Source organism: Spirosoma litoris (assembly GCF_054776755.1).
In genome coordinates this window covers 85,535-111,074 of record NZ_BAAHBI010000042.1, presented here as the reverse complement: position 1 = coordinate 111,074, position 25,540 = coordinate 85,535, and the positions used below count along the sequence as shown (strand labels likewise).

Genomic DNA, 25,540 nt, shown 5'->3' with positions numbered 1-25,540 from the left:
CAAGTGTTTGTTATATCATTTGTGGTGCCAGGTTCTTTAACCTGAGACGAGGAGGTTTCTCAAAACCTTCTGTTTGTGTCTATAGGTTTTGAGAAACCTAAAATGTCGGTTATTAGTAACCGACACCACGGGCGGCACTACCAAAATGCCACCAAATCACCCGTTATGTTTTCAACGACGTAGTGCTTACCGTATTTCTTATCGCCGAGCTTGAAGGCTGTCTGCGGCTTTTTCCACGGATAGCCTGTATTGGCATACACGTGTAGACTCTGCTCTGTAACCTCGTCATCAGGATAAATGCGGACGGTAGCGTTCTTCAAACCCATCAACCGGATGCAGCGTTTCATGTGCTTCACCCCTGACGTCATTTCCTGACACGATACGATTCCGTCTGCCTGATCAATAAACACACGGCTTTCCCGATGCCAGGCTTTCGGCATAGAATACACTGAATAACCATTAGCTAATTCCGTTTCGTAACCCGTTAGAATGGGGGCTCCCTGAGGAAGTTTGAACCGATGCGTGATGGTTGTATTGGGGCAGTAACCCGAGAAGAAAAAGCCGTTGCTGCCTCTGGAAATAGTCAATACGGGATTTTTAACCGACGGATTTCGCTTATCGATTCGATAGTCGAGGCCAAACTGGTTCAGGACGTAACGCATCAAAAGCGGTCCCGTAAACAGTTGCTCGGGATCGTCGGGCGTCAGGAGTTTGCCACCGGTAAACTTACTTGAATTGGTGCCGCGTACATAGGCAACTTTGCCGCCTTTCCACTCTGGTTTTTCGCGTACCCAAACCACGTCGCGTTCATTCTGGCTCTGGCTCATTTTTGCCCGTACTTTCGTTCCAACGTCAGCTTTATTCTTCACCTGCGTCGCAATACCACCTCCTGAAAACAGGGCATTATGGATGATCTTATCCGGGTATTTTTTAGTCAGTTCATCCAAGGTTATGCTTGAATTAACCTGAAACTCCCCGTCGAGGGCTTTGGTATTCTGGAGATTCAATAGATTTAGAAAAGCCGCTCCGGCATGGTCGGCGGGGCCGTAGATGAGGAGTTTACCGCCATTCTGCACAAAATCGATCAGCGTTTTTTCGAGTGATGAACCCGCGTCGGGTACGATGGAAACCAGAATCGACTCATTGAAATAAGTGGGCTTTGTGACCAACACTTTTTGGAGTGAGCCCGTAGACGTAATCGTGTTCAACGGAAAACCGTTGTTGATGGCCTGCCGGATAAGCCAGTCGCCGTAGTAGATTTCGGGCAATCGGTCAGGTTGTTTGTAGGCCCAACTATGGTATTCATCGAACGGATACACCCAAACCAGTGGCCCTGGAGCAGTGGGCGAATCGTAGCGGGCTTTCAGGATGTGGGGTGTCACTTCGTCGGGGACCTGAGTGGGCATTTCGCCGTAAGAATTGTCGGCCGTCAGGAAATTCAAATGCGTTGGCAGCTTTATTTCGCCCTTTGCATTGATACGTGCTACCGCCATCGGCAGGTAAATATCATGCGGCTCCTCTCCATAGCGATCCAGCCACGGGCTATTCACCCACCATGGATCGTGCGTGTAATAGCGGAACAGATAGCGTTCGTCGGGTAACTCGGCCATCCGCGACATATACCCAACCATTTCCAGACCAAAATCCCCATCTAGAGCCGCCCAGGGTGAATTGGGGGGCGGGAGCATGTTGTAATGGCCCCCATAAATCTGTTTCAGATCAACGCCATCGCGGGCTAAATCGGCACCAGTCGATAGGTTCGTGCCTCGGGTTTGAATCTGGAAATCAGGGCATTCCTTACGAAACAAATTCCAGAAACCGGCGATCAATTCTTTGGTATTCGCTAATTTTTCGGGTGCAAAGGCTTTCCCATTGAAGATGGCCCCGGTCGATGACCAGCCCTCAACCCCGAAGCCGAATCCATTGCTGAGCCAGATGAAATCGTAGCCTAAATCAGTCAGGAAATGCTGACTCTGCCGACCCAGAAACGTACCAAAAGGCGTATTGGCCGGAATGCCTTTGGGGAAACCAGCGTAGGCATCGGCATCGGCGTTCAGGGTCGAATAACAACTGACCATCGTCTTGTGACCCATTGCATTACCACCCAAAATTTCCGGGTGCTTTTTGTACTTAAACTCCGACTTGGCAAACTCCGGACCTGGGTCGAATGTAGCACCAATCATAACGGGTTTGCCTGTAATGCGCTTACCCGTTTCTTTCAACGTTTGAATAATAAACTTCAAATCACCGTAGGTGAACGCGGGTGGATTTTCGATGTACAGATAGGCCCGCTCGTGAAGGGACAACTCTTTCGGACCTGAACCCACTTCGTGTTCCGTGTTCGGGTTGCCGATGTAGCGCGCCCATTCCAGCGGCTGTGTCAACTTGCCTTTGTAATCCAGAATTTCAGACCCATCCGACGTCCAGAGCATCACCGAAACCGTATCGGTATGACGCAGCAACGATGACCATTGAGTAAACAACTCCGTAGCCACCTGTTGAATATACGCCTTGTCGTTTTTCTTAAACGGCTTCAGCGACGCTTCCAGGGTGATGTTGTTGAAGGGCTTACCTCGTAGCGTAGAATCGTCCAGATTGGGGGTATCTACGGTAGTTGTAAAGCCCAGAATGACAATACTTAACAGGCAGAGGGAGGTTAGGATTTGAGTACGCATGGGTTGAAAAAGTTAAAGTTATGGGGTAGTTACCCTCACCCCCGGCCCCTCTCCCAAAACAGGAGAGGGGTGAAAAATAGGACAGTCCTGCTCCCCTCTCCCATTTTGGGGAGAGGGGTTGGGGGTGAGGGTAACACGCATCAATATCCCGGATTCTGCTTCAGTGCCGGATTCAAGTCAATTTCTGCTTGTGGAATTGGGAACACCAATTCGAAATCCTGCACCGAAAAACTAAGTTTCTGACTGGCATAATGGGCGTTTAAGACCGTTTGCGCCCGGCCCGTTCGGACTAAATCGAACCAGCGATGACCTTCGTACAGCAACTCAACCCGTCGCTCCTGTTCCAACGCCAATCGTAAGGATGACTGGGTAAGGCCCGCCAGGACGGGTAATTTAGCCCGCTGACGAACCTGATTGATGTAAGGCAACGCATCGGTTGTTTTACCTTGTTCATTGAGCACTTCGGCGTACATCAGCAAGACGTCGGCAAACCGGAGAATCGTGAACGAGATGCTGCCGTCGTTGGGGTCAACGGCTTTAAAATCGACAAACTTTAGCCCGTAGCGACTGTACGATTGCTTGCCGCCAATGAGCGTGACCGAATCATTGACCGATATGGCCTTGCGAACATCATCCGCTTCGTAGGCTTTGGTTAAATCCAGCGTAGGCACAATACGACCCGCCCCCTGCGAATTGTTCGGGAAGATAGCCATGCTGGTGATGGCGGGGGTAAACAACGAGGAATAGTTATTGCCCAGCGTTTGCCCAGATAGATAATCAACTTCCAGAATAGTTTCGGCCAGATTCGTATTGCCATTGGTAGACAGTGTTTTATAATCGGCTACCAGCGAATACTGCTTGGAATCGATCACCTCTTTGAGCTTCGTAGCGGCCAGATCGTAGTTCTGCTGTGTCAGGTAAACTTTTCCCAACAACGCTTTCACGGTCATCTGCGAAGCTCTGGTTTTATCGGTAACCAGGGCGGCTGGTAATAACGATTCGGCGCTGGTTAAATCAGATAGAATAAGTTTGTAGGCTTCCTCTTTGGGCTTTAACGTTAAATCGGCGGCTGATACCTGCGCTGGACTGGTGAACGTCTGGGTAGCGATGGGTACATTTCCAAATAAGCGTACCAGATAAAAATAGCTGAACGCCCGTAAAAACTGCGCTTCGCCCTTAATGCGGTTCTTAGCCGTCTGGTCGAAGTTGACGGCGTCAATCCGGTTCAGAATATTGCTGGACTGCGAGATGGTGTACAAACAGGTACTCCAGACCGCTCTGGTAAAGGCGTTCGTTGCCGTAACGCCATTCTGATCCAGTTGCATCTCATCGGCCGATGGCGATGACCACTGGATTTCCGTATTGTCGGTGGTCAGTTCTGCCAGATAAATGATATTGCTACTGCTGTACAATCCCCGAAACGTGCTGTACACGCCAACCAGCGCCGTTTCAAAATCATTTTGATTCTGATAAAAACTCTGATCACTAATCTGGTAAGCCGGTTTCAGATTCAGAAAATCCTGGCAGGAGGTCAAGGTGGCCGTCAGAAAGAGTAGGGCCAATAATTTCTTTTTCATGACAGTTAAAGGGGAATAATCAATGAGTTGATTAATGTATTTATGCTAATTCACCTCACCCCCAACCCCTCTCCTAAAACAGGAGAGGGGTGAAAAATAGGACGGTCCTGCTCCCCTCTTTTAGGAGAGGGGCCGGGGGTGAGGTGAACCACAAGTATTAAAAGTTTCTAAAAAGTCACACGCATTCCCAACGTATACGTTCGTGGGTTTGGGTACGAGAAAAAGTCGACGCCACTTTTGGCCAGGTTATCCCCTCCGGTACTGCCTTCGGGATCGTAGCCTGGGTACTTGGTGAATGTGTACAGGTTCGTGACATCGGCATAGACGGAAAGCCCCTGAAGTTTCAGTTTGTTAATCATCGTTGTCGGGAAGGTGTAGGATAAATTGACATCCCGAATGCGGGTAAACGAACCATCGAACAGATATTTGGTTGTGCCCGCGCTGAAGCCAAACGCATAGTCATTCCGAATGGCGCGGCCATATAAACCGTCGCCCGGATTATCTGGCGACTTCCAGCGGTTAGCTATTGCTGCCAACTGGTTCTGAACCCCGGCATCGTTCAGGTTTACTTCGCCACCCTGGAAATAAATCTGGTTACCATAAGTGCCGTTCAGGCTAACGCTCAACGCGAAATTCTTGTAGCTGAATCGGTTACCCAAGCCCCAGGTGAATTTTGGCCAGGGGCTACCGACGATAGTTTTGTCCGACGTATTGATTGTTCCGTTGCCATCTACATCCTGGTATTTATAATCACCGGGTTGGACTCTAGGGTTTTGAAGCGGGCTCTTGCTGATTTCTTCCTGTGTCTGGAAAATACCCAGGATATTCAGTAGTCGGAAGCTGGAAATGGGTGAACCTACCTGTGCCACCTGATAATCGGAAGTGACGATTCGGGCGGCATCGGAATTGAGCGACAGGACTTTATTGCGGTTCCAACTGATGTTGAAATCAGTGTTCCACTGAAAAGGGCCCTTGCCGATATTCTGCGAGTTAATAGTTAGCTCAAGCCCCTTGTTTTCAACCTCGCCAATGTTCTGAACCGAGCTGCCAAAACCCGAAGCCGATGGTAGCGTTACGTTCAGCAATAGGTTCTTTTTATAGGCCTGATAAGCATCGACCGTGAACGAGAGTCGATTATGGAATAGGGACAAATCCATACCGATATTGCTCTGTACCGACTGCTCCCAGGTCAGTTGGTCATTGGCTAGGCTGGTTGGAACGATACCCGAAACGATCTGCCCATTCGATACCGTTCGGGCTACACCCAGCAAGCCCTGCGTGGCATAGTTCGGAATCAGGTTATTCCCCGCGACACCAAAGCTGGCTCTGATTTTCAGATCGTTGATAAAACTTGCCGATTTCATGAACGGCTCATCCGACAGGCGATAAGCAGCCGATAACGATGGGAACGTACCCCAGCGATTCTTGGCCCCAAAGCGCGAACTACCATCCTGCCGAATCGTGGCGGTCAACAAATATTTGCCCGCATAGGTGTAATTCACCCGTGCCAGCCACGACATGATAGCCCATTCGCTGATGTAATTCGTGCCCGTCGAAACGGTGCCAGCGGCCAGATAAGGCACATAATCCGTTGAAAACCCCGTAGCCCCTGCCTGCAAAATTTCGTCCGAATTTTTCTGGATGGTATAGCCCACTAAAGCGTCAACGTCATGCTTACCACCGAACTTATGGCGGTAGTTAAGCGTGTTTTCGTTCAGCCAGTTCAGGCTCTTAATTTCAGTCGAACCTGCCGTTGCGGCTCCTGTCCGGCTGGTGGCTAACCCGACTTTCGATGATTTCCACAGGCGCGTGACGTTGTTGGAATAATTCACTCCAACCGATGTTTTCAAAATCAGCCCTGGTGCCAGTTCAAATTGCAGGTAATTGTTCGTGAATACGTTGGTGTTGTTACGCTTATCCGAAAACTCAGCGGCAATCACCAACGGATTTTCGACCGGAATACCCGTTGGGCTGGAGAATTCAGAATAAGGCGTTCCGTCAGGGTTCGTTACCGGAATGGTTGGGTCGCTGGCCAGAGCTGCTGAGATCAAACCTCGGTATTGCAGGTGACCTTCCGCCCTGGCGAAATTGCCGTATGAATGTGCTCCCGAAAACGAAGCCCCAATTTTCATCCACGGGGTAAGCTGGGCATCGATGTTGGTACGCAGTGTGAATTTGTTGAAGTCGGAGCCAATAATGATACCCGTTTGGTTGAAATAGCCACCTGATACATAATAGCTTACATCCTTGCTAGTCCCACTGGCCGACAGTTGGTAATTATTCACCATGCCTTTTCGAAAGATGACGTCCTGCCAGTCGGTGCCGTAACCTTGATCGGCAAATTGGGATGGGTTACGAAATTCGGGTTTAACCTGCGTAGCCGTGCTACGAACGCTGTTGGGGTCAGAGGCTTTTCCACCAGCAAATACCCAGGCATTGTCGCGACCTTCGGCCACAAACTCCGCGTATTGACGGGGTGTCAGGAGCTTCATTTTTCGGGCTAGTTCCTGCATGCCGCTTGAGTGCTCGAAGCTAATGGTTGGCTTGCCTAACTTACCACGTTTGGTGGTAATGATAATGACGCCGTTGGAACCACGAGAGCCATAAATAGCCGTCGCCGATGCGTCTTTCAAAACCTGAATCGACTCAATATCAGCGGGGTTGATGATGCTGAGTGGATTAATTCGGTTGGTCGAACTGCTACTGGCAATGCCGCTGGCGGTGTAGGAGTTTGCACTAAAACTGCTTAGATCGGAGCCGCCCCCGCCCGTGCCAATCGCGTATCCATCGACCACATACAGGGGGGAGTTTCCTCCAGTAATTGAGCTAATTCCCCGGACAATTACGTTGACGTTTCCACCCGGTGCACCCGACGTTTGGGTAATCTGGACACCCGCCACTTTACCCTGCATCATTTGGTCGACACTTGTAGCGGATGGAACAGGAACCAGATCTTTACTGGTCAGGTTGACAATCGAACCCGTCAGGTCTTTTTTGCGCTGGGTACCGTAGCCAACGACAACCACATCCTGTAACTGCTGCTGATCGGTTTTTAACGACAGGTTGAAGGTTGTTCGCTTGTTAACGGCTAGTTCCTGAGGAGCATAGCCAATAAAACTGACGACCAGTGTAGCGTTGGGCGCGACATTCAGTTTGAAGTTCCCATTCACATCGGTTGTTGTGCCGTTTGTTGTGCCTTTTTCGGTGACAGTTGCGCCAACCAATGCTTCACCGTCTTCCTCGGCAGTGATTTTGCCACTCACCAACCCTTTTGTCGATTGAGCAGACACGCTATGCACGACAGACAATACGCTTAACATGCTGCCAATCACCAGGAGTCGCAGCCGATGAAATAAAAAATGATTCATGATTAATTGGTTAAGGTTTAAGTAGTTATGAATTTTTGATTCAATCGATTCTTTTGATGCTATAGTATCAAGAGAATCGATTGAATCTGATTTAGAGCTTACTCCTTGATAATCACCGATTCGATCTTCAGGTAATCGGCGATTTTCTGAATCGTTTCGGCGTGGTGGCCTACGCCCAATGCGAAATGGTGCGTTGGGCCTGCCTGTATCCAGCGTTTCAGGAACGTGCGAACATCCGGTTTGAAAAAGCCACGCGTGTTGGTATTGCCGGTTGGCGGAATAGGTCCCGCAATCGACTCGCCTTCGGCAATGATGAATTTCATTTTGCCTTCGTAAGTCGAGCTGATACTCAACATCGTAATGGGGCCTTCCTTGATTTTGAACTCGACACCCGCTCCGAAACCGGGTTTGCCATGATATTTTTTCAGACTTCGGAGAACCGGCTGCCCTTCAGCAATGGCGATGTTATGTGGACCATCGTGGCCAACCAGAACAAAATCTTCCTTGAAATCGACCGGGTGGAACTCCGCGAAGCTGCCACCGATGCCCAGGCGTTCCATAATGAGCATGGCAATGCAGGTTTTCAAATCCGATTCGCCACACATCGGGAAGCCCGCGCCCTGGAGCAGGGAGTTACCCACAATCAGGTTCGACATAACGACGCGGGTATCGCTGTCATCCGGGCCATCGTAGTAATAGGCTAGCCCGTCCAGTTTTTTAGCTTTGATGAATTTTTCCAACGCCACAGCCGCTTTGGCCGCAATGTGTAGGTCAGAATCCCGAAGCTTTTCGGAGATGGGGTCGGAAACCGGATCGGGGGTATCGAAAAAATCCAGAATTCGTTCTTTAACGGCATCGATTTCGGCTTCGGTAGCCTGCTGATACTGACTCACAATTTCATGTGCTTCGCACTGAACGATGTGCGCACCGAAGTGGGCGGTCAGCATGGTCGAATCGGAATGCATGTCCAGCATGGCCTCAATCGGGTGGCCTATATGCCCGATTCTTGCCGTTTTTAAATCATGCAAGACAGCGGCAATCCGACAATATTCGCTGATTTCGGCATCGGCAGCTGGATCGTCGTACAAAGTGCCAATAATCATTTGGGGTACTTTCTTCCCCATCCGAACAGCTACACCCGCGAACTCAGGTAAAGCGCAGATGTCGTCGTTGTACAATTGCAGATAGGTCGATGCCTGACTGTAATTCATGGCCTTGTCGGGTTGCAGGGCCACAAGGATAATTGGGGTGTCGATGCTTTTGATAATGACGCCGAACGTGCTCGATGTTGCGTAGGTGAGCATGTCGCAAAAAATCAGGTCCAGATTGGCCGCGTTGAGTTTAGGAACAAGCTCGTAAGCTTTTGTAACATCATCGACAAGCCCAAAATCAACGATCTCCACGTCGTGTTGTGCTTCAATTTTATCGATGAATACGGCCTGTTTTTTCAACAGATCGTCTAATAATCCGTCGAACTGGCCCCAGTATTTGAAATATCCTACGCCGAACACCCCGATTCGGGCACGCGTTGGTTTCCGTTTTACGAAGGCGCCCTCTTTCGCCAATACTAGTCCATTCAATGATTGGTTTTGCATATAAATTGGGTTGGTGTCTTTGAGTATTTTAGTTAGTGCACTAAGTTGATTTTGATAGTAGTTTTCCTTGTGTGACCCCTTCAGGGTCAAATGTTTATAGCAATAAGGATCTTCCTATAAACATTTGACCCTGAAGGGGTCATACAAGAATAGGGGTTTGGTTTAGTTGAATAAGTTTTGTAAAGTCAAGTCAGATTTAGCGAATCGGTATGGATAGAGCTTGATTCGTTACTTCCTGCTTTACTCCCAGAGACAGCGCTTTTATCCTGGGGATGAACACCAGTAGCAACACAAATGCCAATGGATAAAGCAAGCCTGAGGCAATCCAGAGAGGTGTATACGAATACCGTTGAATAACCACACCCATCAGCGGGTTGAGCAATAAACTGGACACGGCCCCCGCCGTACCCGATAACCCCACAACCGTTGAGGTCGCCTTTTGACCAAACATATCGGAGATGGATGTTATATAATTGGTGATCCAGAATCCATGCGCAAACATGAACACCGCCATCAACGCAACGGCTACTTCCACCGACGAAACCCACGAAATAGCTGGTGCCAAAAGCGTCAACAGGGCTGCAATACCCATTACCGTTTTTCGAGCTTTATTGACCGTATACTGATGAGCGATCAATTGCCCTGAGAACCAACCGCCGAGAATATTCGCAATTCCTAACGCAAGAAAAGGTATCCAGAATAGCCTGCCAATCTCTTCGAACGAGACATTCCGAACCGAGCTGAGGTACTTCGGAATCCAGAACATCATGAAATAAAATACCGGATCGAGCAGAAACCGGATGATGATGAATACCCAGGTTGGCCGTTTTTTGAGTAATTCCAAAAAAGAGACAGTTTCTTTAGGGCCAGCTTCCAATTGAGAAACGTTGGCCATAGTTTCTTTCTTCCAAGGCATTACTAACCAGGCGATTACCCAGGCAATACCAATCAAGCCGGGAATTAGAAAACCTCCTCTCCAGCCATAATTAGTAGATAACCAGATCGTTAGAGGAGGGGCAACTACAGCACCAATGGCCGAACCCCCAATAGCGATTCCATTCGCCAGCGCGCGTTCTTCCTTGTCGAACCAGCGGTAGACGGTCCAGGCGGCTCCGGGAAAACAGCCACCTTCGCCCATACCCAGGAAGAATCGGAAAGTCAGCAATTGAGAAAAGGTGGTCATTACTGCATGCAGACTATTCGCCACCGACCATACACCTACCGAAATGGCCAGCCCTAGTTTACCGCCCACCCGGTCGATTAACCACCCACCGAGCGTAAACATAAGGGCGTAACTGATCAGAAAACTGGTATTGACCATGCCGTATTCCACATCGGTGATGTGAAACTCCTGCTGAATCTTAATAATCGCAATCGATAATACCTGCCTATCCAGAAAACTTAAGCCAGTCGCTATAAACAGGAGGAAAACAATTAGCCAGCGGAGATTTTTGTTCATACCACTTAACGCACTAAGTTAGTGCTTGCAAAGATATAAGTATGGGTATGCTAAAGTCAATAGCTATAGTACTTTTTTTTAATCAAATAGAAATAATTCTACAGATTCGGTGGGTTGCAAAAGTGAGGGTATAAACAATACACGAGGTTTCTCAAAACCTCACGGTGTCGGATGTGTGCATCTGACACCACGTCGTAAATACTTGCCAATGTGTTGGTTATTGTCAATTATGCATTTACTTGGAACAAATCGTGCCCAGTAATACCGGTATTACTGGGCACGATTTGTTCTCCTAAACTAACGTGAAAAATGGATAAAACCTAAAGTTGCCGACTGATTGTCAGTTATTTACAAAGTTATTTTTTGTCATCCCGACGCCAGGAGGGATCTTCGGTAACTGGTTATTTACCGAAGATCCCTCCTGGCGTCGGGATGACAAAAAACTAGTATGATGCTATTCGTAAATCCTCCATAATTCACGTTAAACTAAAGGTTAACGCTTGTTACTTTTTAGCGCTGGCGATCAGGTCTTGGGCCATTTTCACATAATCACCATTTTTGGCTTCAGTTGCCAGAGTAACGGTTTTTTCGGCACTGGCAATGGCATTTTTCTTGTCTTTCAGCTTTAGCTCGATCCGGGCTTTCAGCAGCATAATCCAGAAAGCTTTCGGGTTTTGTTCCGTCGCTTTATTGACCCAACCCAGAGCTTTCGACAAGTCCCGGTTGTTTTCGTAGTAGTAGCTGGCCGCTTCAAAATAAGCTGGCTTGTCCGAAGCCATCGACGCTTCGATGTTTTTAGTGATGATATTATCGATGTCGGCAGTGATAGGCACTGGAACACGGACGTTATCCCACATGATTTCCAGTGTTGCTGAACTGGCCAGAATATCGGCGATATTGATCGTAAAGGTCTCTACTTTGTTGGGCAGGATAGTTGGTTTTACCTGAACCCGTACCACTTCGTTATCGAGTTTGTAATCGGCTACGTTGGCGCCCAGGTTCAAATCTTTGGACAACATGACTTCCCAGCTGGTTTTACCAGGAATCGTAAACAGACCGTATGTGCCCGCTTTTACATCCTTGCCACCCAGTTTGACGTCGCTCGAAAACGTGATTTTAGAGGTAGCATTGGCACCTGTGCGCCATACTTTGCCATACGGAACGAGGTCGCCAAAAATCGCCCGCCCTTTCGTTGCGGGTCGTGAGTATTCGAGCGTGATATCGCCTAAGGCAAAACTTTGCTTGGTGGTTTGGAGCGGGCTGGCAGCAGGGATTTTTAACTGTGCGGTAGCGATGTTGATGGAGACTACGGTCAGCAAAAGGATTGCCGAAATAGCTGATAATAGATTGCTTTTCATGAAAGAAAAATAATGTGCAGGATATATTTAGTTTTCGGAGCGAAGGTACGAATTAATGCACGAGGTCCGAGATAAGAAGATTCTGCGTTGAGTATTTAACCCAAGTTGATATGGTTAAAAGATAGCATTGGTCAAATTAGGTTCTGGTTATTGCTATTGACGTGGTTTTCATAAAGCGGAGTAATCTGTGTTAGAAAGGTTTACCATTCATCCGCAAATATTTCCGTAAGAAATGTGGCTGATTATGAAACGGCGCGATTCTATTAACTTGCTAGTTCGTATTCAAGTAGTGCCAAAATTTATGAAGATCATACGTCTGTTTCTGCTGGTTTCTGCCAGCTTGTTTTTTCAGTTTTCCTTTGCCAAACCAACGCTTCCGTTACTGTATGAAGTGAACCTCAACGACCGCGCCGACGACGAATTCAAAGTAACGCTACATGTGAACGGATTAACTGCCGATAACGCTGTGTATCAGTTTGCATCAACGGCGCCGGGAACTTATCAGGTTATGGATATTGGTCGGTATGTGCGCTCGTTCAAGGCATTTGATGCCAAAGGAAAAGAAGTGAAAACAACACAAGTATCGACCAACCAGTGGAAATTTGACCGACCCGAAAAAGTCCGGACGGTTCAATACAGTGTTGCCGAAACCTGGGATACGCCTGTAAATGAACACAAACCGTACAATATGTGCGGTACGTCCATCGAGAACGATCACGTATTGATCAACGGTCAGGGCGTATTTGGTTTCCCAATGGGCATGCAATCGGCACCGATCGAATTGAAACTAAACTACCCCGCTAGCTGGGTTGTCGGAACAGCTCTAGACAAAAATGCGAAGGGTAATTTCACCGCGGCCACCTACGACCGGATTGTGGATTCACCCATTTTGCTGGGCCGCCTGACGAAAGCCACAACAACCGTTGCGGGTGCGCAGATCGATGTGTACACCTACTCAAAAAGCGATAAAATCAAGTCGGATCAATTGCTGAACAACATGCAGTCGATGTTGACGGCGGCTGGTCAGTTTTTGAAGCAACTGCCCGTCAAGCGTTATACGTTTCTGTATCATTTTGAGGACCAAAGCTGGGGTGCCTGGGAGCATTCGTATAGCTCAGAATACGTGATCAAAGAGGAAGAGTTTTCGAAGAAATTAGCCGATGAGATGACGTCGATTGCTGCGCACGAATTTTTTCACGTAGTCACGCCACTGAACATTCATAGCGAAATCATTCAGCAGTTTAATTTCGAGACGCCTACACCTTCGGAGCATCTTTGGTTGTACGAAGGCGTAACCGAATGGGCCAGCGATGCCATGCAGTTGCGCGGTCAGATTATGGATTTGCCGACTTATTTCGGTGAACTAAGCCAGAAAATTGCTTACGATAAAAGCCTCGATACAACCTATAGCCTGAGCAAATTAGGCTTAACGTGTTATACCGACGAAGGCCAGCGTCAATACGGAAACATTTATGCCCGTGGCGCTCTGGTTGCCGGGTTGCTGGACATCCGCCTGTTAGAGCTGTCGGGCGGAAAGCGGGGGCTGCGTGAGGTTATCAATGAACTAGCCACTACCTACGGACCGGATAAATCATTCCCGGAGAAAGAGTTCTTCTCCGTTTTTACCGAAAAGACCTATCCTGAAATTGGTGATTTCTTTAATCGGTATATCAAAGCGGCTGAACCACTGCCCTTTAGCGATTACTATGGTAAACTGGGAATCACCTATACACCAGCTATTCCCACCGGAGAGAAAGTTGCCCTGTTGGGGATGAAGCCCGCTTTTACCGGTACCAAATTTGTTCTTACGCGTATAACCGACCCGCTGTTGAAGGCTGGTTTACAGGAAAACGATGAATGGGTTTCGTTCAATGGTCAGCCGTTGAGTATGGACAATATCGGCAAGATTCAGACTGACCTGAAGCAACTGAAACCGGGCGATACCTACGAAGTCACAGTTCGGCGAAACGGGCAGGATATTACCGTGAAATGCCCGATGCTGGAAAAGGAGGGGCTTAAACAATATGTTTTCGAGTTAAACCCTCAGGCCACGCCACAACAAGTGCAACTCCGCGAAATCTGGCAGAAAAACTTGTAGACTAACAGTACGCTGAACGCTTAAATCGGGCTGTTCATTGGCTAAACCAATGAACAGCCCGATTCTATTTTGTGTCTGATTGACTGCGTAATCAAACACGTACAGGCAAGTGTAATAAAGAGATCTTCATTAAACCATCTGTTCTCATCATAGTCTTATGCTAAACAATGACGAAGGCGAACGCGTTAATTGTCATTGATAAGTCAACTTATCCTACTAAGAATTACAACTATGAAAAAGACACATCAGATTGTTACGCTACTAATGCTGGCAATCATTTCGCTTGGTCAGTACGCTGAGGCCCAGGCTATAAAAGGCTGGGGAACTGGTACAAATGGGGCTGTTATTGGTGCCGGTAGCGGTGCTGCCATAGGAGCTATCATCAACAAACGTAATCGGGTTGTTGGTGGCGTGGTTGGTGGAGTCGTTGGGGGTGCTGCTGGGTATGCCATCGGTAAAAAATCAAAACGACGCTGGAGTCCACAGGCAACCGGAACGGCCATTGGTACAGGAGTGGGTGCCGCTGCGGGTGCCATCATCAATAAACGTAACCGGGTTGTCGGTGGCGTGGTAGGTGGAGTCGTTGGGGGGGCTGCCGGGTATGCCATCGGTAAGCATACAGACAATAAAAACAAAGCCGAAGCCGCCCGGATTGCCGCTGCTGAACGGGCTGCGGCTCAGAAAGCGGCTGCCGATCGCGCTGCGGCTAATCAGGCAGCCCATGCAAGAGCTGTAGCTCAACAAACGGCTCCTGTAACACCAGCCGCACAGCCAGGTATGCCTGCCGTTGCTGCTGTTGCCCAGACACAGGGAGCTAGCCTGATCGACACGACTCAACCTACAACTTCTTACGTGTTGAAAGCGGGTTATCTGCCAAATGATACCTATGGTGACCCTCTGTCGCCTTATCCAACCTCCGAATACCGCCGGAAAAGCTGGTAACAATTAGTACTCGTCCATTTTAGTTTCTATAGATTCTTTGGGCTCTATCGTCTTTGATTATCAGTACAATAGAACCAACCGCGTGGGCGGCCCCGAGAATCTATAGAATCCCCTAGAATCTAGTTTGCCAAAGCACTAGTACCTGTGTTGCCGTAAATCAGGATTCTATTGATTTCAGTAGAATCGATGAGAATCTATAGAATCTCCATTTACGGCAACACCCTTTTTATCATTCACTTCTAAAACGTTATGTCATGAACACATCCATCCGCATTTTAGTCGCGGCCACCCTTCTTGCGTCCTGTTCGCAATCGACCGATACGGTTAATATTCAGGATCTTAATCGCCAGTTTATCAACGCCTGGAACGATAAAGACTCAACCAAAATAATCTCGCTTTTGGCCGATGATGCCCATTTCCTGCAAGGTAGTACGCACTTTAAAGGGAAAGCAGAAGTTGCCGACAAATGGGTGCGCGAAACGTTGCCCACGCTGACCGACCTGAAAACCAATGTGGTAAGCTCGGAATCGGATAGCAAAATTGCGTACGAAGCGGGTACATTTTCTGTTGATGTACTGCCATTGAATCCGAAAGATCCACATGCGTACGGCGAAGGCAACTATATTTTGCTTTGGAAAAAAGGGAGCGATAATAGCTGGAAACTGAGTTACGCGCAACTGGAAGACCTGCCTGTTCAGGTGAAAAACTAATAGGCGGTTGATTGGGCGGTAAAGCTGCGAACGATTTAGCGCGTAAGCGCCTTATAGTATACGCATGACTACCAATGAAATTTACGATGTGCTGACTGATGGTATCAGCAGCATTATTCCCGACGAATGGACTATTGTCCGACTGAATGTTCAGATTTTGTCGAATGGACAAGATATTGAATTTGAAGGTACTTACCTGACGCCAACTGGTGAAGCAGAGCCTTTGCCGACCGATTTCCCGGATGAATTGGTCGAAGCCGTTCAGGAATTATACCTGCATCGAAAAACGGAAGGTCTTCCGCCCGCGAATCGGCTTCAAATTGATCTGACAGCTCAAGGCCAATTCTCGACTGAGTTTAGCTGGGATCAGGAAATTCAGGACGAAGATGACCATTTTTCAAAGGGCGGTACAGCCCGCGAGTGGATCGCGATCCGTGAAGCTAAATACGGCCCGATTGAGCCAATGGACGAGTAGTGTTTTCTGACAGGATTTACAGGATTCACAAGATGTAACACAGCAAAAAAATCTTGTGAATCCTGTAAATCCTGTCAGAAAAACTAGCTCAGTAAATTCAATAAATCCTTTCTGGACAACGATTTAGCAATGGCCGCGTCGGTCTTGATCAGATTGCCAGCTAGTTTCTCTTTCGATTCCTGGAGTAACAAAATCTTTTCTTCAATCGTGTTGGGGCAGATTAGCCGAACGGCGACTACATTTTTCTTCTGCCCAAGGCGATAGCTCCGGTCGATAGCCTGATTCTCAACGGCTGGATTCCACCAAGGATCAACCAAGTATACATAGTCGGCTTGCGTTAGGTTAAGGCCCGTACCCCCCGCTTTCAGGCTGATCAGAAATACACGTATAGACTCATCCGTCTGGAACCGATCAACGATGGCAGCCCGATTACGCGTTTTCCCCGTAAGATACTCGAAACCAATCTGGCGCTTCGCCAGCTCGTTTCTAATCAAGTCGAGCATGGACACGAATTGGGAGAAAACCAGGATTTTATGATTCGGTGATTTATTCTCGATCTGCTCCATCAGCACATCGATTTTGGCGGATGGATCACCGTAAAATTCATCGTCGTTCAACAGCACGGGCGAGTTACAAATCTGCCGTAGTTTGGTCAGACCCTGTAACACATGCAGACGATCTCTGGGAATATCTCCTTCCTTGGTCGTCAGTAAGAAGTTCCGAAACTCACGTTCGTAGGCATCATACACACTCCGCTGGTCCACGCCCATGTCGCAATGGAGAATCATCTCTGTTTTATCGGGTAGCTCGGTTGCCACCTGTGCCTTGGTTCGACGGAGGATGAACGGATTGATTTTTTTCTGGAGTTCGCGGGCGCGACTGCTGTCACCAAACTTATCGATGGGCGTAGAGTAGTGAGCCCTGAAATGGTTGTAGCTCCCCAAAAGACCCGGACAGGCAAAGGATAGTTGGCCGTATAAATCGAATGTGTGGTTTTCGATGGGCGTTCCCGTCAGCACAAGCTTATTGCGAGACTGCAACAATCGCGCTGCCTGGTAACGTTGCGACTCCGGGTTTTTGATCGCCTGCGATTCGTCCAGGAAGATGTAATTGAACAGGTATTCTTTTAAAAATCGGATCTCAGACAGGAGGGTGCCGTAAGACGTTAAAATAATGTCGTACTGGCCAAACTCCTTTTTCGTCAACGCGCGATCGGCACCATAAAATGTATGAATTTTCAGGGTTGGAGCAAATTTGGCCACTTCGGCCTGCCAGTTGAACAGGAGCGAGGTGGGTACAATGACTAAATTGGTCATAGCCTTTTTCTTCTCGCGTAAGAGCAGCATAAAAGCGATAACCTGAAGCGTTTTTCCGAGTCCCATATCATCGGCCAGGCACCCTCCAAAACCAAGATCGTCCAGAAAGTTCAGCCAATTCAGCCCCTCTTTCTGATAGTCCCGGAGCTTAGCATTCAGCTCTTTGGGAACGGCGACAGGCTTGATCGCTTTAAAGTCGGCGAAGCCTTTCGTAAACAAAGCCAGTTGATCTTTTACGTCATTCATCAACTGCTCTTCGGCATACAATTCACCAATGCTCGCAAAGCTAACTTTCGGTGTTCGGATACGTTCGTCAACAACTTCCCCCGCCTGGAAATAGGCAGTAAATCGGTCGAGCCATTCAGTAGGTAACAGGCCCTGCGTTCCGTCGTCGAGGGTAACAAACCGGCTCTTGTTCTTTATGGCTTTGTGCAGGTTTTTCAGTGTCACCTGCTGCTTCCCGTACGATAATCCCAGTGAAGTTTCGAACCAGTTCAGACCACTACTAACAATAACCGAAACTTTCCCTTTGTTTGGATTGAGTTTGTTGTTCCTGAGAGTATTAAAGCCTCTGATTTGAATATCCTGAGTCCGCCAGGCTTCGAAGGCATCGAGAAACCAGCCTTCTTCGAGCATATGTTTTTTGTGCAGAAAAAACTGGTTTTGGTGAAGCTGGTCCTGAAAATCAGGGTGCTGCGCTACTACTGCCAGCGTGAACTGAATTTCAGCAGCTTCATCGCGCTTTACCGTGAATGGTTTCCCTTTGCTATCGACAGCGTGAATTTGTCGGGTCGATAGTACGGGTACTTCAACAGGGCCGTATTTCATGACAGGCGTCAATACGACGTAGTTTTCCGTGTCTTCGAGGTAAATGAGTCGCTCCCGAACCTGATTAAATCCTTTTTCGATCAACTGAGCTGGCGTTGCCGGTTTCAGATACGCATAATTGATCTGAATCTGATCTTCCAGTTTAACCAGAACCTCCTGTTGAAAAGCTTCGTATTTTGACTGGTGAAGAATGATCTTACTATTCCGCTTCGTAAAAAACTGGATAACGCGCAGATAATCAGGATTTCCGATTAAATGGAGCGTATCATCGAGTAAAATGAAATAATCGTATTTAAGGGTTAGCATGTGAAGTTCGTAGGTTCCACCATCAATGGTCAGCGATCCCGAAATCTCGTAGAAGTGATCTACCTGCCGAACTAGTAAGGCTAGTTTAGTCTTCAGAGTGGTGAGCTTGACGGGTGTAAGCGAATGGGCCGTAATATTTTCTGAAATACTACTCGAGTGATAAAAAACGGCCAGTTTTGCCGGATTCGAGGCTACTAAACGTAAGCTCTCCAAGTCCGTTTCTTCTTGTTTAATACGGTGCTGATTCTGGAATTTGGCAACGGCCGAATAGAATTTTACGTCGTTCAGATTATCTACTTTCGGTAACACTTCGAAGGGTTGAACAGAGGCTAATGGATTCTTGATTCGACCATCTCGCGCTGTAGCAGCTTCAAACAGCTCCAGACAGAACTGATTATAGTAGCGGTGTTTCGTAAAAACCAGAATTCGTTTCAGACTCGAAATAGGCTTATCAACGGCTGGTCCCAGATGCGTTTTTTTTTGCAAAAGGCTGGTAATAAGAACATCTTTATCTGCCTGCGATAGTGGAATGAGTTCTCTTTGTTTGGGCTTGATACTTAGCGTTTTATTCTGATAATGTATGTCGAAAAAATCATCCAGTTGTTCTTCATTTTCCAGACCATAATCTTTGGCAACCGCTTTAATTGCGTCGTGCCGAAGGGCCTGATCGAAGAAAATGCGGAACTCCCTGCGCCTAAGCAAGCTCGATAAAACCCGTACCTGGTGTTCGCACAGTTTATCTTTTGGCGCATCACACATGCAGGAAACCCATACCGATTGGTCGAACTGCTGAACCGTCACGATGGGGAAGTAGGTTAGCCGAGACGTACTCGTAAATAGCCCTTGATTGACAGCAATTTCCTGCGGCTGAATATCAATATACCCATCGGAGAAAGAATTGTAGCCTGCGCTATGTTTGGCCAAGAGGCTATCGGTCAGCGTAGGGATTATGATGCCTGTTAACCAATAGTCGTGATCAGGGTCAAAGCTATCGGCATGATCGTGCATGGCGCGGGGTATTGGCTTTCATAAAATAATCTTGGATAATTTTCATTCTCACCGGGTTTCAACCCGGTGAGAATAAACTCATAACATAACCTCTGCCATAGGTTCATTAACATCTTCGTGCCGACTTCGGTGCTGTACGACTCGTTGGCCAATCAGCAGAACCAGCAATCCGCTAACTACAACCGTCAGCATCACACCTACCATCGGAAGAGCGGTGTTGTTGTGCAGCACACTCACTGCCGCCGATACGCAGGCACCAATGCCCATACGGAAGCTGCCCATCAGGGCCGCTGCACTTCCGGCATGTCGGACAAACGGAGCCAGCGAAAGTGCCGATGCATTGGGACCCGTAATTCCCTGGCCGCATAGGAAGAGAAATAACATCACCATCAGTCCATATTGCCCATACCAGCCCGCCCAGGTTCCAAACACCAGCAAAAGCCCAACGACGGTTTGATACCGCAGCGTGGCGAAAATGATTTGTTCGCTGGTGAATCGTTTCAGGAAAAATCGGTTCAATTGGGTTGGCGCAATCACGGCAACGGATAGAACGGCGAAAATCCAGCCGTATTCCTGTTCGTTTACGTGGTAAATATTCATGAACACATCGGACGAACCCGCCAAAAACGCGAAAGGGGCGGAGGTTGCCAGACCACCTACCAGCGCGTAGATCAGAAATTGGGGTTGTTTCAATACGGTAAAAAAGCTTCCCAGTACCGCTTTCGGTTGAAGAGACAGAGCTGTATCGGGCGCTTTACCGTCAGGTAGGACAAAGTACACACCGACCAGAATGAGCCCTGTTATGACGGCCAGAATCAGGAAGATCGAATGCCACCCCAGCGCAATAGTAGCATATCCGCCAACGGTTGGAGCAATCATTGGCGAAACGGCGATCACCAGCGTAAGCAGCGAAAAAACCTGAGCAATCTGATTGACTGGGAATAGATCGCGCACTAATGCCTGAGCCGCCACCAGGCCAACACATCCGCCCAATGCCTGGAAAAGGCGCATCATAATCAGCATATCAATCGTAGTGCTTAAGGCGCAACCAATTGAGGCCAGGAGATAAATGGCCAGACCGGCATAAAGCGGTAGTTTTCTGCCAAACCGATCCAACAAAGGCCCATACAGAAGTTGTCCAACCGAAATGCCCACTAAATAAGCCGTCAGCGACAGCTGAACCTGCGAAATGGAGGTGTGAAGATCTTTGGCAATAGCCGGAAAGCCCGGCAAATACATATCAATAGAGAATGGGCTGATAGTAGAGAGTGTCCCTAAAATCAGGATAATAACAAAATGCTGACGGCGAGTCATAAACTCTGAGAATGGTACACTTATAGAGACGCTCAATTGAGAGCGATTGTTCCACGTAGGTGTAACTCCATTGGTTAGTACATGTATGAATACTAGTATTTTGAGGTAATGTGGTGTAATTCAGAAGGGAAATAGCTTTCGCTGCTGCGTGCCCAAACATGTTTTAACAGAAGATTAATTGAGATACAATTGCACTACTTCAGCTACATTTTTGGTAGAGATGGCCGTACCTTTGTACCAGAACGCCGAACTGTCGGAGTGCCGAACCGTCGGAACGCCGAGCCGCTCGAAAACAAGCCACAGATGTACGTCAAACCCAAAAAAGAACTCGGCCAGCATTTTCTGAAAGATCTGAGTATTGCTCAACGCATTGCTGAACTGCTGACCGGGCATGGTGAATATAAAAAAGTCCTCGAAATTGGACCGGGTATGGGCGTTCTGACGCAGTTTGTCCTGAACGATACCCGTTTTGAGACCTATGTGATTGAAATTGACCGTGAGTCGGTAGATTACCTGAAACAGCATTTTCCCGCACTCGATGGGCATATTCTACCCGCCGATTTTCTGAATATTCGACCTGATTTACTCCCGACCAAACAGCCTGATAATACCGAGTTGTTTGCCGTAATCGGCAACTTCCCCTACAACATTTCGACCCAGATTCTTTTCAAAATACTGGACATGCGCGATCGGGTACCCGAAGTGGTGGGTATGTTTCAGCGCGAAGTGGCACAGCGCGTGGCGTCGGGACCGGGTAACAAGGATTATGGCATTTTGAGCGTATTGCTACAAGCCTGGTATGACATCAAATATGAATTCACGGTCGACCCGGACGTGTTTAATCCACCTCCCAAAGTTCATTCGGGCGTCATTTCGCTTCGGCGAAATGCGGTCACCGATCTGGGCTGCGATGTGCGAAAATTCACGCAAGTGGTGAAACATGGGTTCAGTCAGCGCCGGAAAACGCTTCGAAATGCCCTGAAACCCCTAAACCCGACAGAAGCCGCTCTTGCCAGTCCATTCATGGATAAACGCGCCGAGCAATTGAGTGTGGCTCAGTTTGTGGAACTAACACAATTAATGAGTGAAAGAGCGGAAGAGTGAAAGAGCGACGAACGCTTGGCCATCACCCTTTCGCTCATTCACTCTTTCACTTATTAAAACCGTGACTTTCGAACTCACCAAAGACTATCTCGATCATATTCAGTCGGCTATTGAAACGAGGGATGAAACGCTGCTTCGGACTGAGATGGAGGAGTTGTATCCGGCTGATATTTCGGGGATTCTGGACGAACTGGAGCCTGAATCGGCACGCTACCTGTTAGGACTGCTGGATAAATCCGTCGGCGCCGAAATTCTGGCCAATAGCGACCCGACCGTACGCACTAATTTGCTCAAACTGTTTACGTCGGAAGAACTGGCTCCGTTCATCAACCAGATGGATTCGGATGATGCCGTGGATTTGCTGAATGAGCAGCCCATTCAGGTGCGGGAAGAGGTTATCGGCTTTCTGGAAGATCGTGAACAGGCCCGCTTTATTCTGGATTTGCTGCATTATGAAGATGGTGTTGCGGGTAGCTTGATGCAGAAGGAGTTGATCAAAATCAGTGTCAACCTGACTGTCAACGCCTGCATTGAAGAAATCCGCCAGCAAGCCGAAGACGTCGAAAATGTGTATGCCGTCTATGTGGTCGATGAAGTGGGTAAACTCCTTGGGCTGATATCGCTCAAAAAAATCGTGCTGGCCCGGAAAAATGCTAAGATTGCCGACCTCTACGACGAAGATGTGGTGTTTGTCGAAACCTATCGACCAGTTGCCGAAGTAGCTGAGTTGATGCAGAAATATGACCTGGATGCCATTCCGGTTGTAAATGTGCAGCAGCGGTTGCTTGGCCGGATTACCATCGATGACGTCGTCGACGTAATTACTGAACAGGCCGAAGAAGATATTCAGGTAATTTCGGGTTTGTCGGGCGAAATAGAAGAAGATGATAGTGTCTGGCAGCGTTCTAAAGTGCAGCTTCCCTGGTTAGTTGCCGGGGCCGTTGGGAGCTTGCTGGCAGCAACGGTTATCAACGGATTTCAGAGCGAATTGGGGAAAGTAGCGGCTCTGGCTGCGTTTATTCCAATTATTGGGTCGACGGGAGGTAACGTGGGCATTCAAACGTCTTCGCTTATTTTGCAAAGCCTTACCGATACAACGGGCCTGAGTATGACAATGGCCAAGCGATTGCTCCGAACCCTGCTGGTCGCGATTATCAATGGTCTGGTTGTAGGCCTGATTGCTGGTACGTACACCTTCATCATTGGCGAACCGCGTCTGTTTTTCGTTGTGGCCACGTCATTGCTTGCCGTGGTATTACTGGCGTCATTTATGGGTACGGTTACGCCCTTGCTGCTCAATCGAATCGGAATCAATCCAGCAGTAGCTTCGGGGCCCTTTATCACAACGGCCAATGATTTGATTGGCATTGGTGTTTATTTCCTGATTGCACAATTGTTACTAACAGAGGTGTGATTGTTATTACTGCAGGTGTCGAAAAGTAAAATCCGGACCTATAGCACAGAAACGTTTCGGGATGCCTATATGCAGCCTGAACAGAAACTGGATGCTATTTTGAAACTTGATTTTGGGAAGTTCTTCATCGTAGAAGTTGAAAAACTCATTCGTCTGATAAAGCTTCCTGTTCCGCCGATTCGCTCAACAACGCACACGTTTATTTTCCTCACCGATGGCGAAGCGGTGATGACGATTGGGAGTGAAACCTACACCATTTACAAAAACGAGTGTTTGGTTGTGCCAGCCGGTCAGGTGTATTCGTTCAATAATGTTGATCAAAATCACGGTTATCTGTGCAACTTTCATAATGACTTCATTATTGGGAAGTTTGGCAAAAATGAACTGCTAAAAGACTTCGAATTTTTGCGGGTTTGGGGTAATCCGCGTATTCATCTGGATAAACAAACGGCCAAGTTTGTCCGTCGGCTCCTTAAACGGATACTACTCGCTTATTCGGAAAACGGGTTAGCCAATCTGGACATTATCCAATCCTATTTTATCGCGATGTTGTGCGAAGTGAATCGGGTGTACAAGCCCGTGTCGGTCAATATGCAGACCAACGCCGTGAGTATTACGAATCGGTTTCGGGAGTTATTGGTTGATCGAATCAGGACCAGTCATCGGGTAACGGACTATGCATCCGAGTTGAATATTACGCCAAACCATCTGAATAAGGCAGTCAGGGCAATTACTGGAAAATCACCCACCAAATGGATCGATGAAACCATTGTACTGGAAGCCAAAGTGCTGCTTTATCAGAGTACGTTGTCAATCAGTGAAATAGCTGCCGAAGTCGGTCTTTTCGATTCATCATACTTTAGTCGTCTGTTCAAAAAATACGAAGGTGTAACGCCCAAAGCGTTTCGCAAGATGATTGAAATGTCCTAGAAGTCGCGTTGTTAGTCCTAGCTTGATTTAATGATGGTAGAGACCTTTGCAGCACTCTTTTTATTGGATTGATTGACCTGATAAACAGGCCGATGTACTGGTTTTAGAAAATGTATTTGTCTCTACTTGTTGTTCATTCAATTTTTCGATGGCTGGTTTTACTAAGTCTGTTCTATGCCATCTTCAGGGCATACAAAGGATTCACAACTCAGGCGGTGTTTTCGAAAACGGATAATTCGGTTCGCCACTGGACGGCTACTATTGCTCATTTGCAATTGACAATTGGCGTTATTTTGTACAGCAAGAGCCCGATTGTTAGCTATTTCTGGCATGATTTTAAGAACACGATTGCGCATATCGATACCGCCTTTTTCGGACTTGTGCACATGCTATTAATGCTTGTTTCGGTGATTGTTCTGACCATTGGTTCGGCTCTGGCCAAACGCAGACCAACCGATCAGGAGAAGTTCAGAACGATGCTGATCTGGTTTTCAATTGCGTTATTCATCATCTTTATTGCCATTCCCTGGCCATTTTCACCGCTGGCTAATCGGCCTTATTTACGAGTATATTAATTATTTTCTGTCATCTCGACGCAAGGAGAGATCTTAAGGCGGCAATTCGAGATCTCTCCTTGCGTCGAGATGACAGAGAAACGTACCAATCATAAAAATCTGCCGGTCCGCCGGTTTCCAATAACCATGAAAAATTTCCTCACAACAAACATCGGTCGGCTTCGACTCATTGGTCTTTTAGAAGGCATTTCGTTACTCGTACTGATTGGTATTGCCGTTCCTGCGAAACACCTGCTGGGCGATCCAACACTCGTAAAAGCAATTGGTCCCGTTCATGGCGTGTTATTTCTTCTATTTGTGTTCAATACGCTAAGCGTGGGAGTCGAATACCGATGGAAGTTTAAAACGACGACCTGGAAAGTGCTGCTTGCCTGTATGGTTCCCTTTGGTACGTTCTACATCGACAAGAAAATATTGAGCAAAATAGAGCCATCGGCTGACTAGTGCTTTGGCAAAATAGATTCTGGGGGATTCTATAGATTCTCGGG

17 protein-coding genes are annotated in these 25,540 nt (G+C 47.8%); 9 read left to right on the top strand and 8 right to left on the bottom strand.

The annotated features are described in order from the left end of the window. Nucleotides 1-137: 137 nt before the first annotated feature. The 6 genes from ACYVGR_RS25485 to ACYVGR_RS25460 all read right to left on the bottom strand — a co-directional run bounded on the left by ACYVGR_RS25485 (nucleotide 138) and on the right by ACYVGR_RS25460 (nucleotide 12,032). Nucleotides 138-2,675 carry a hypothetical protein gene (locus ACYVGR_RS25485; protein WP_460962090.1) on the bottom strand — a complete coding sequence of 846 codons (2,538 nt, stop codon included), beginning with the start codon at nucleotides 2,673-2,675 and terminating at the stop codon, nucleotides 138-140. A 140-nt stretch (nucleotides 2,676-2,815) separates the two neighbouring features. Then, on the bottom strand, nucleotides 2,816-4,252 hold the full coding sequence (locus ACYVGR_RS25480; protein WP_460962088.1) for a RagB/SusD family nutrient uptake outer membrane protein: 1,437 nt from the start codon (nucleotides 4,250-4,252) through the stop codon (nucleotides 2,816-2,818). A gap of 167 nt (nucleotides 4,253-4,419) precedes the next feature. Beyond that, nucleotides 4,420-7,620: a SusC/RagA family TonB-linked outer membrane protein gene (locus tag ACYVGR_RS25475; protein ID WP_460962086.1), complete on the bottom strand. Its 3,201-nt coding sequence runs from the start codon at nucleotides 7,618-7,620 to the stop codon at nucleotides 4,420-4,422. A gap of 98 nt (nucleotides 7,621-7,718) precedes the next feature. Continuing rightward, nucleotides 7,719-9,215, bottom strand: a complete 1,497-nt coding sequence (locus tag ACYVGR_RS25470) for an L-fucose/L-arabinose isomerase family protein (RefSeq protein ID WP_460962084.1) — start codon at nucleotides 9,213-9,215, stop codon at nucleotides 7,719-7,721. 196 nt (nucleotides 9,216-9,411) lie between these two features. Continuing rightward, a complete protein-coding gene (locus ACYVGR_RS25465; protein WP_460962082.1) occupies nucleotides 9,412-10,674 on the bottom strand; it encodes an MFS transporter in 1,263 nt (420 codons plus the stop codon). Nucleotides 10,675-11,177: 503 nt separating this feature from the next. Then, nucleotides 11,178-12,032 carry a DUF2911 domain-containing protein gene (locus tag ACYVGR_RS25460; protein ID WP_460962080.1) on the bottom strand — a complete coding sequence of 285 codons (855 nt, stop codon included), beginning with the start codon at nucleotides 12,030-12,032 and terminating at the stop codon, nucleotides 11,178-11,180. A gap of 301 nt (nucleotides 12,033-12,333) precedes the next feature. Here ACYVGR_RS25460 and ACYVGR_RS25455 point away from each other — a divergent pair, with 301 nt between their 5' ends. The 4 genes from ACYVGR_RS25455 (at nucleotide 12,334) to ACYVGR_RS25440 (ending at nucleotide 16,257) form a co-directional block, all read left to right on the top strand. Further along, nucleotides 12,334-14,130 (top strand): M61 family metallopeptidase, encoded by a 1,797-nt coding sequence (locus ACYVGR_RS25455; RefSeq protein WP_460962078.1) that lies wholly within the window; start codon nucleotides 12,334-12,336, stop codon nucleotides 14,128-14,130. Nucleotides 14,131-14,361: 231 nt separating this feature from the next. Then, nucleotides 14,362-15,072 (top strand): YMGG-like glycine zipper-containing protein, encoded by a 711-nt coding sequence (locus ACYVGR_RS25450; protein WP_460962076.1) that lies wholly within the window; start codon nucleotides 14,362-14,364, stop codon nucleotides 15,070-15,072. Between the two features lie 254 nt (nucleotides 15,073-15,326). After that, nucleotides 15,327-15,782: a YybH family protein gene (locus tag ACYVGR_RS25445; protein ID WP_460962074.1), complete on the top strand. Its 456-nt coding sequence runs from the start codon at nucleotides 15,327-15,329 to the stop codon at nucleotides 15,780-15,782. A gap of 64 nt (nucleotides 15,783-15,846) precedes the next feature. Beyond that, nucleotides 15,847-16,257, top strand: a complete 411-nt coding sequence (locus ACYVGR_RS25440) for an antitoxin YezG family protein (protein ID WP_460962072.1) — start codon at nucleotides 15,847-15,849, stop codon at nucleotides 16,255-16,257. An 83-nt stretch (nucleotides 16,258-16,340) separates the two neighbouring features. Here ACYVGR_RS25440 and ACYVGR_RS25435 read toward each other — a convergent pair whose 3' ends face one another. Together ACYVGR_RS25435 and ACYVGR_RS25430 are read right to left on the bottom strand one after the other, a co-directional pair. Further along, entirely contained in the window at nucleotides 16,341-19,715 is a 3,375-nt protein-coding gene (locus ACYVGR_RS25435) for a DEAD/DEAH box helicase (RefSeq protein WP_460962070.1), read from the bottom strand. 78 nt (nucleotides 19,716-19,793) lie between these two features. Then, on the bottom strand, nucleotides 19,794-21,029 hold the full coding sequence (locus tag ACYVGR_RS25430; protein ID WP_460962067.1) for a multidrug effflux MFS transporter: 1,236 nt from the start codon (nucleotides 21,027-21,029) through the stop codon (nucleotides 19,794-19,796). A gap of 303 nt (nucleotides 21,030-21,332) precedes the next feature. Here ACYVGR_RS25430 and rsmA point away from each other — a divergent pair, with 303 nt between their 5' ends. From rsmA to ACYVGR_RS25405, 5 genes are all read left to right on the top strand, one after another. Further along, nucleotides 21,333-22,133, top strand: coding sequence for a 16S rRNA (adenine(1518)-N(6)/adenine(1519)-N(6))-dimethyltransferase RsmA (gene rsmA, locus ACYVGR_RS25425; protein ID WP_460962436.1), 801 nt, complete (start codon nucleotides 21,333-21,335; stop codon nucleotides 22,131-22,133). A gap of 61 nt (nucleotides 22,134-22,194) precedes the next feature. After that, the gene (gene mgtE, locus ACYVGR_RS25420; RefSeq protein ID WP_460962065.1) at nucleotides 22,195-23,547 is read left to right on the top strand and encodes a magnesium transporter; all 1,353 of its coding nucleotides are present in this window, start codon (nucleotides 22,195-22,197) and stop codon (nucleotides 23,545-23,547) included. Nucleotides 23,548-23,562: 15 nt separating this feature from the next. Beyond that, nucleotides 23,563-24,477 carry an AraC family transcriptional regulator gene (locus ACYVGR_RS25415; RefSeq protein ID WP_460962063.1) on the top strand — a complete coding sequence of 305 codons (915 nt, stop codon included), beginning with the start codon at nucleotides 23,563-23,565 and terminating at the stop codon, nucleotides 24,475-24,477. Nucleotides 24,478-24,587: 110 nt separating this feature from the next. Then, on the top strand, nucleotides 24,588-25,052 hold the full coding sequence (locus tag ACYVGR_RS25410) for a hypothetical protein (RefSeq protein WP_460962061.1): 465 nt from the start codon (nucleotides 24,588-24,590) through the stop codon (nucleotides 25,050-25,052). 126 nt (nucleotides 25,053-25,178) lie between these two features. Next, entirely contained in the window at nucleotides 25,179-25,496 is a 318-nt protein-coding gene (locus tag ACYVGR_RS25405; protein WP_182460896.1) for a DUF3817 domain-containing protein, read from the top strand. Nucleotides 25,497-25,540: the final 44 nt, after the last annotated feature.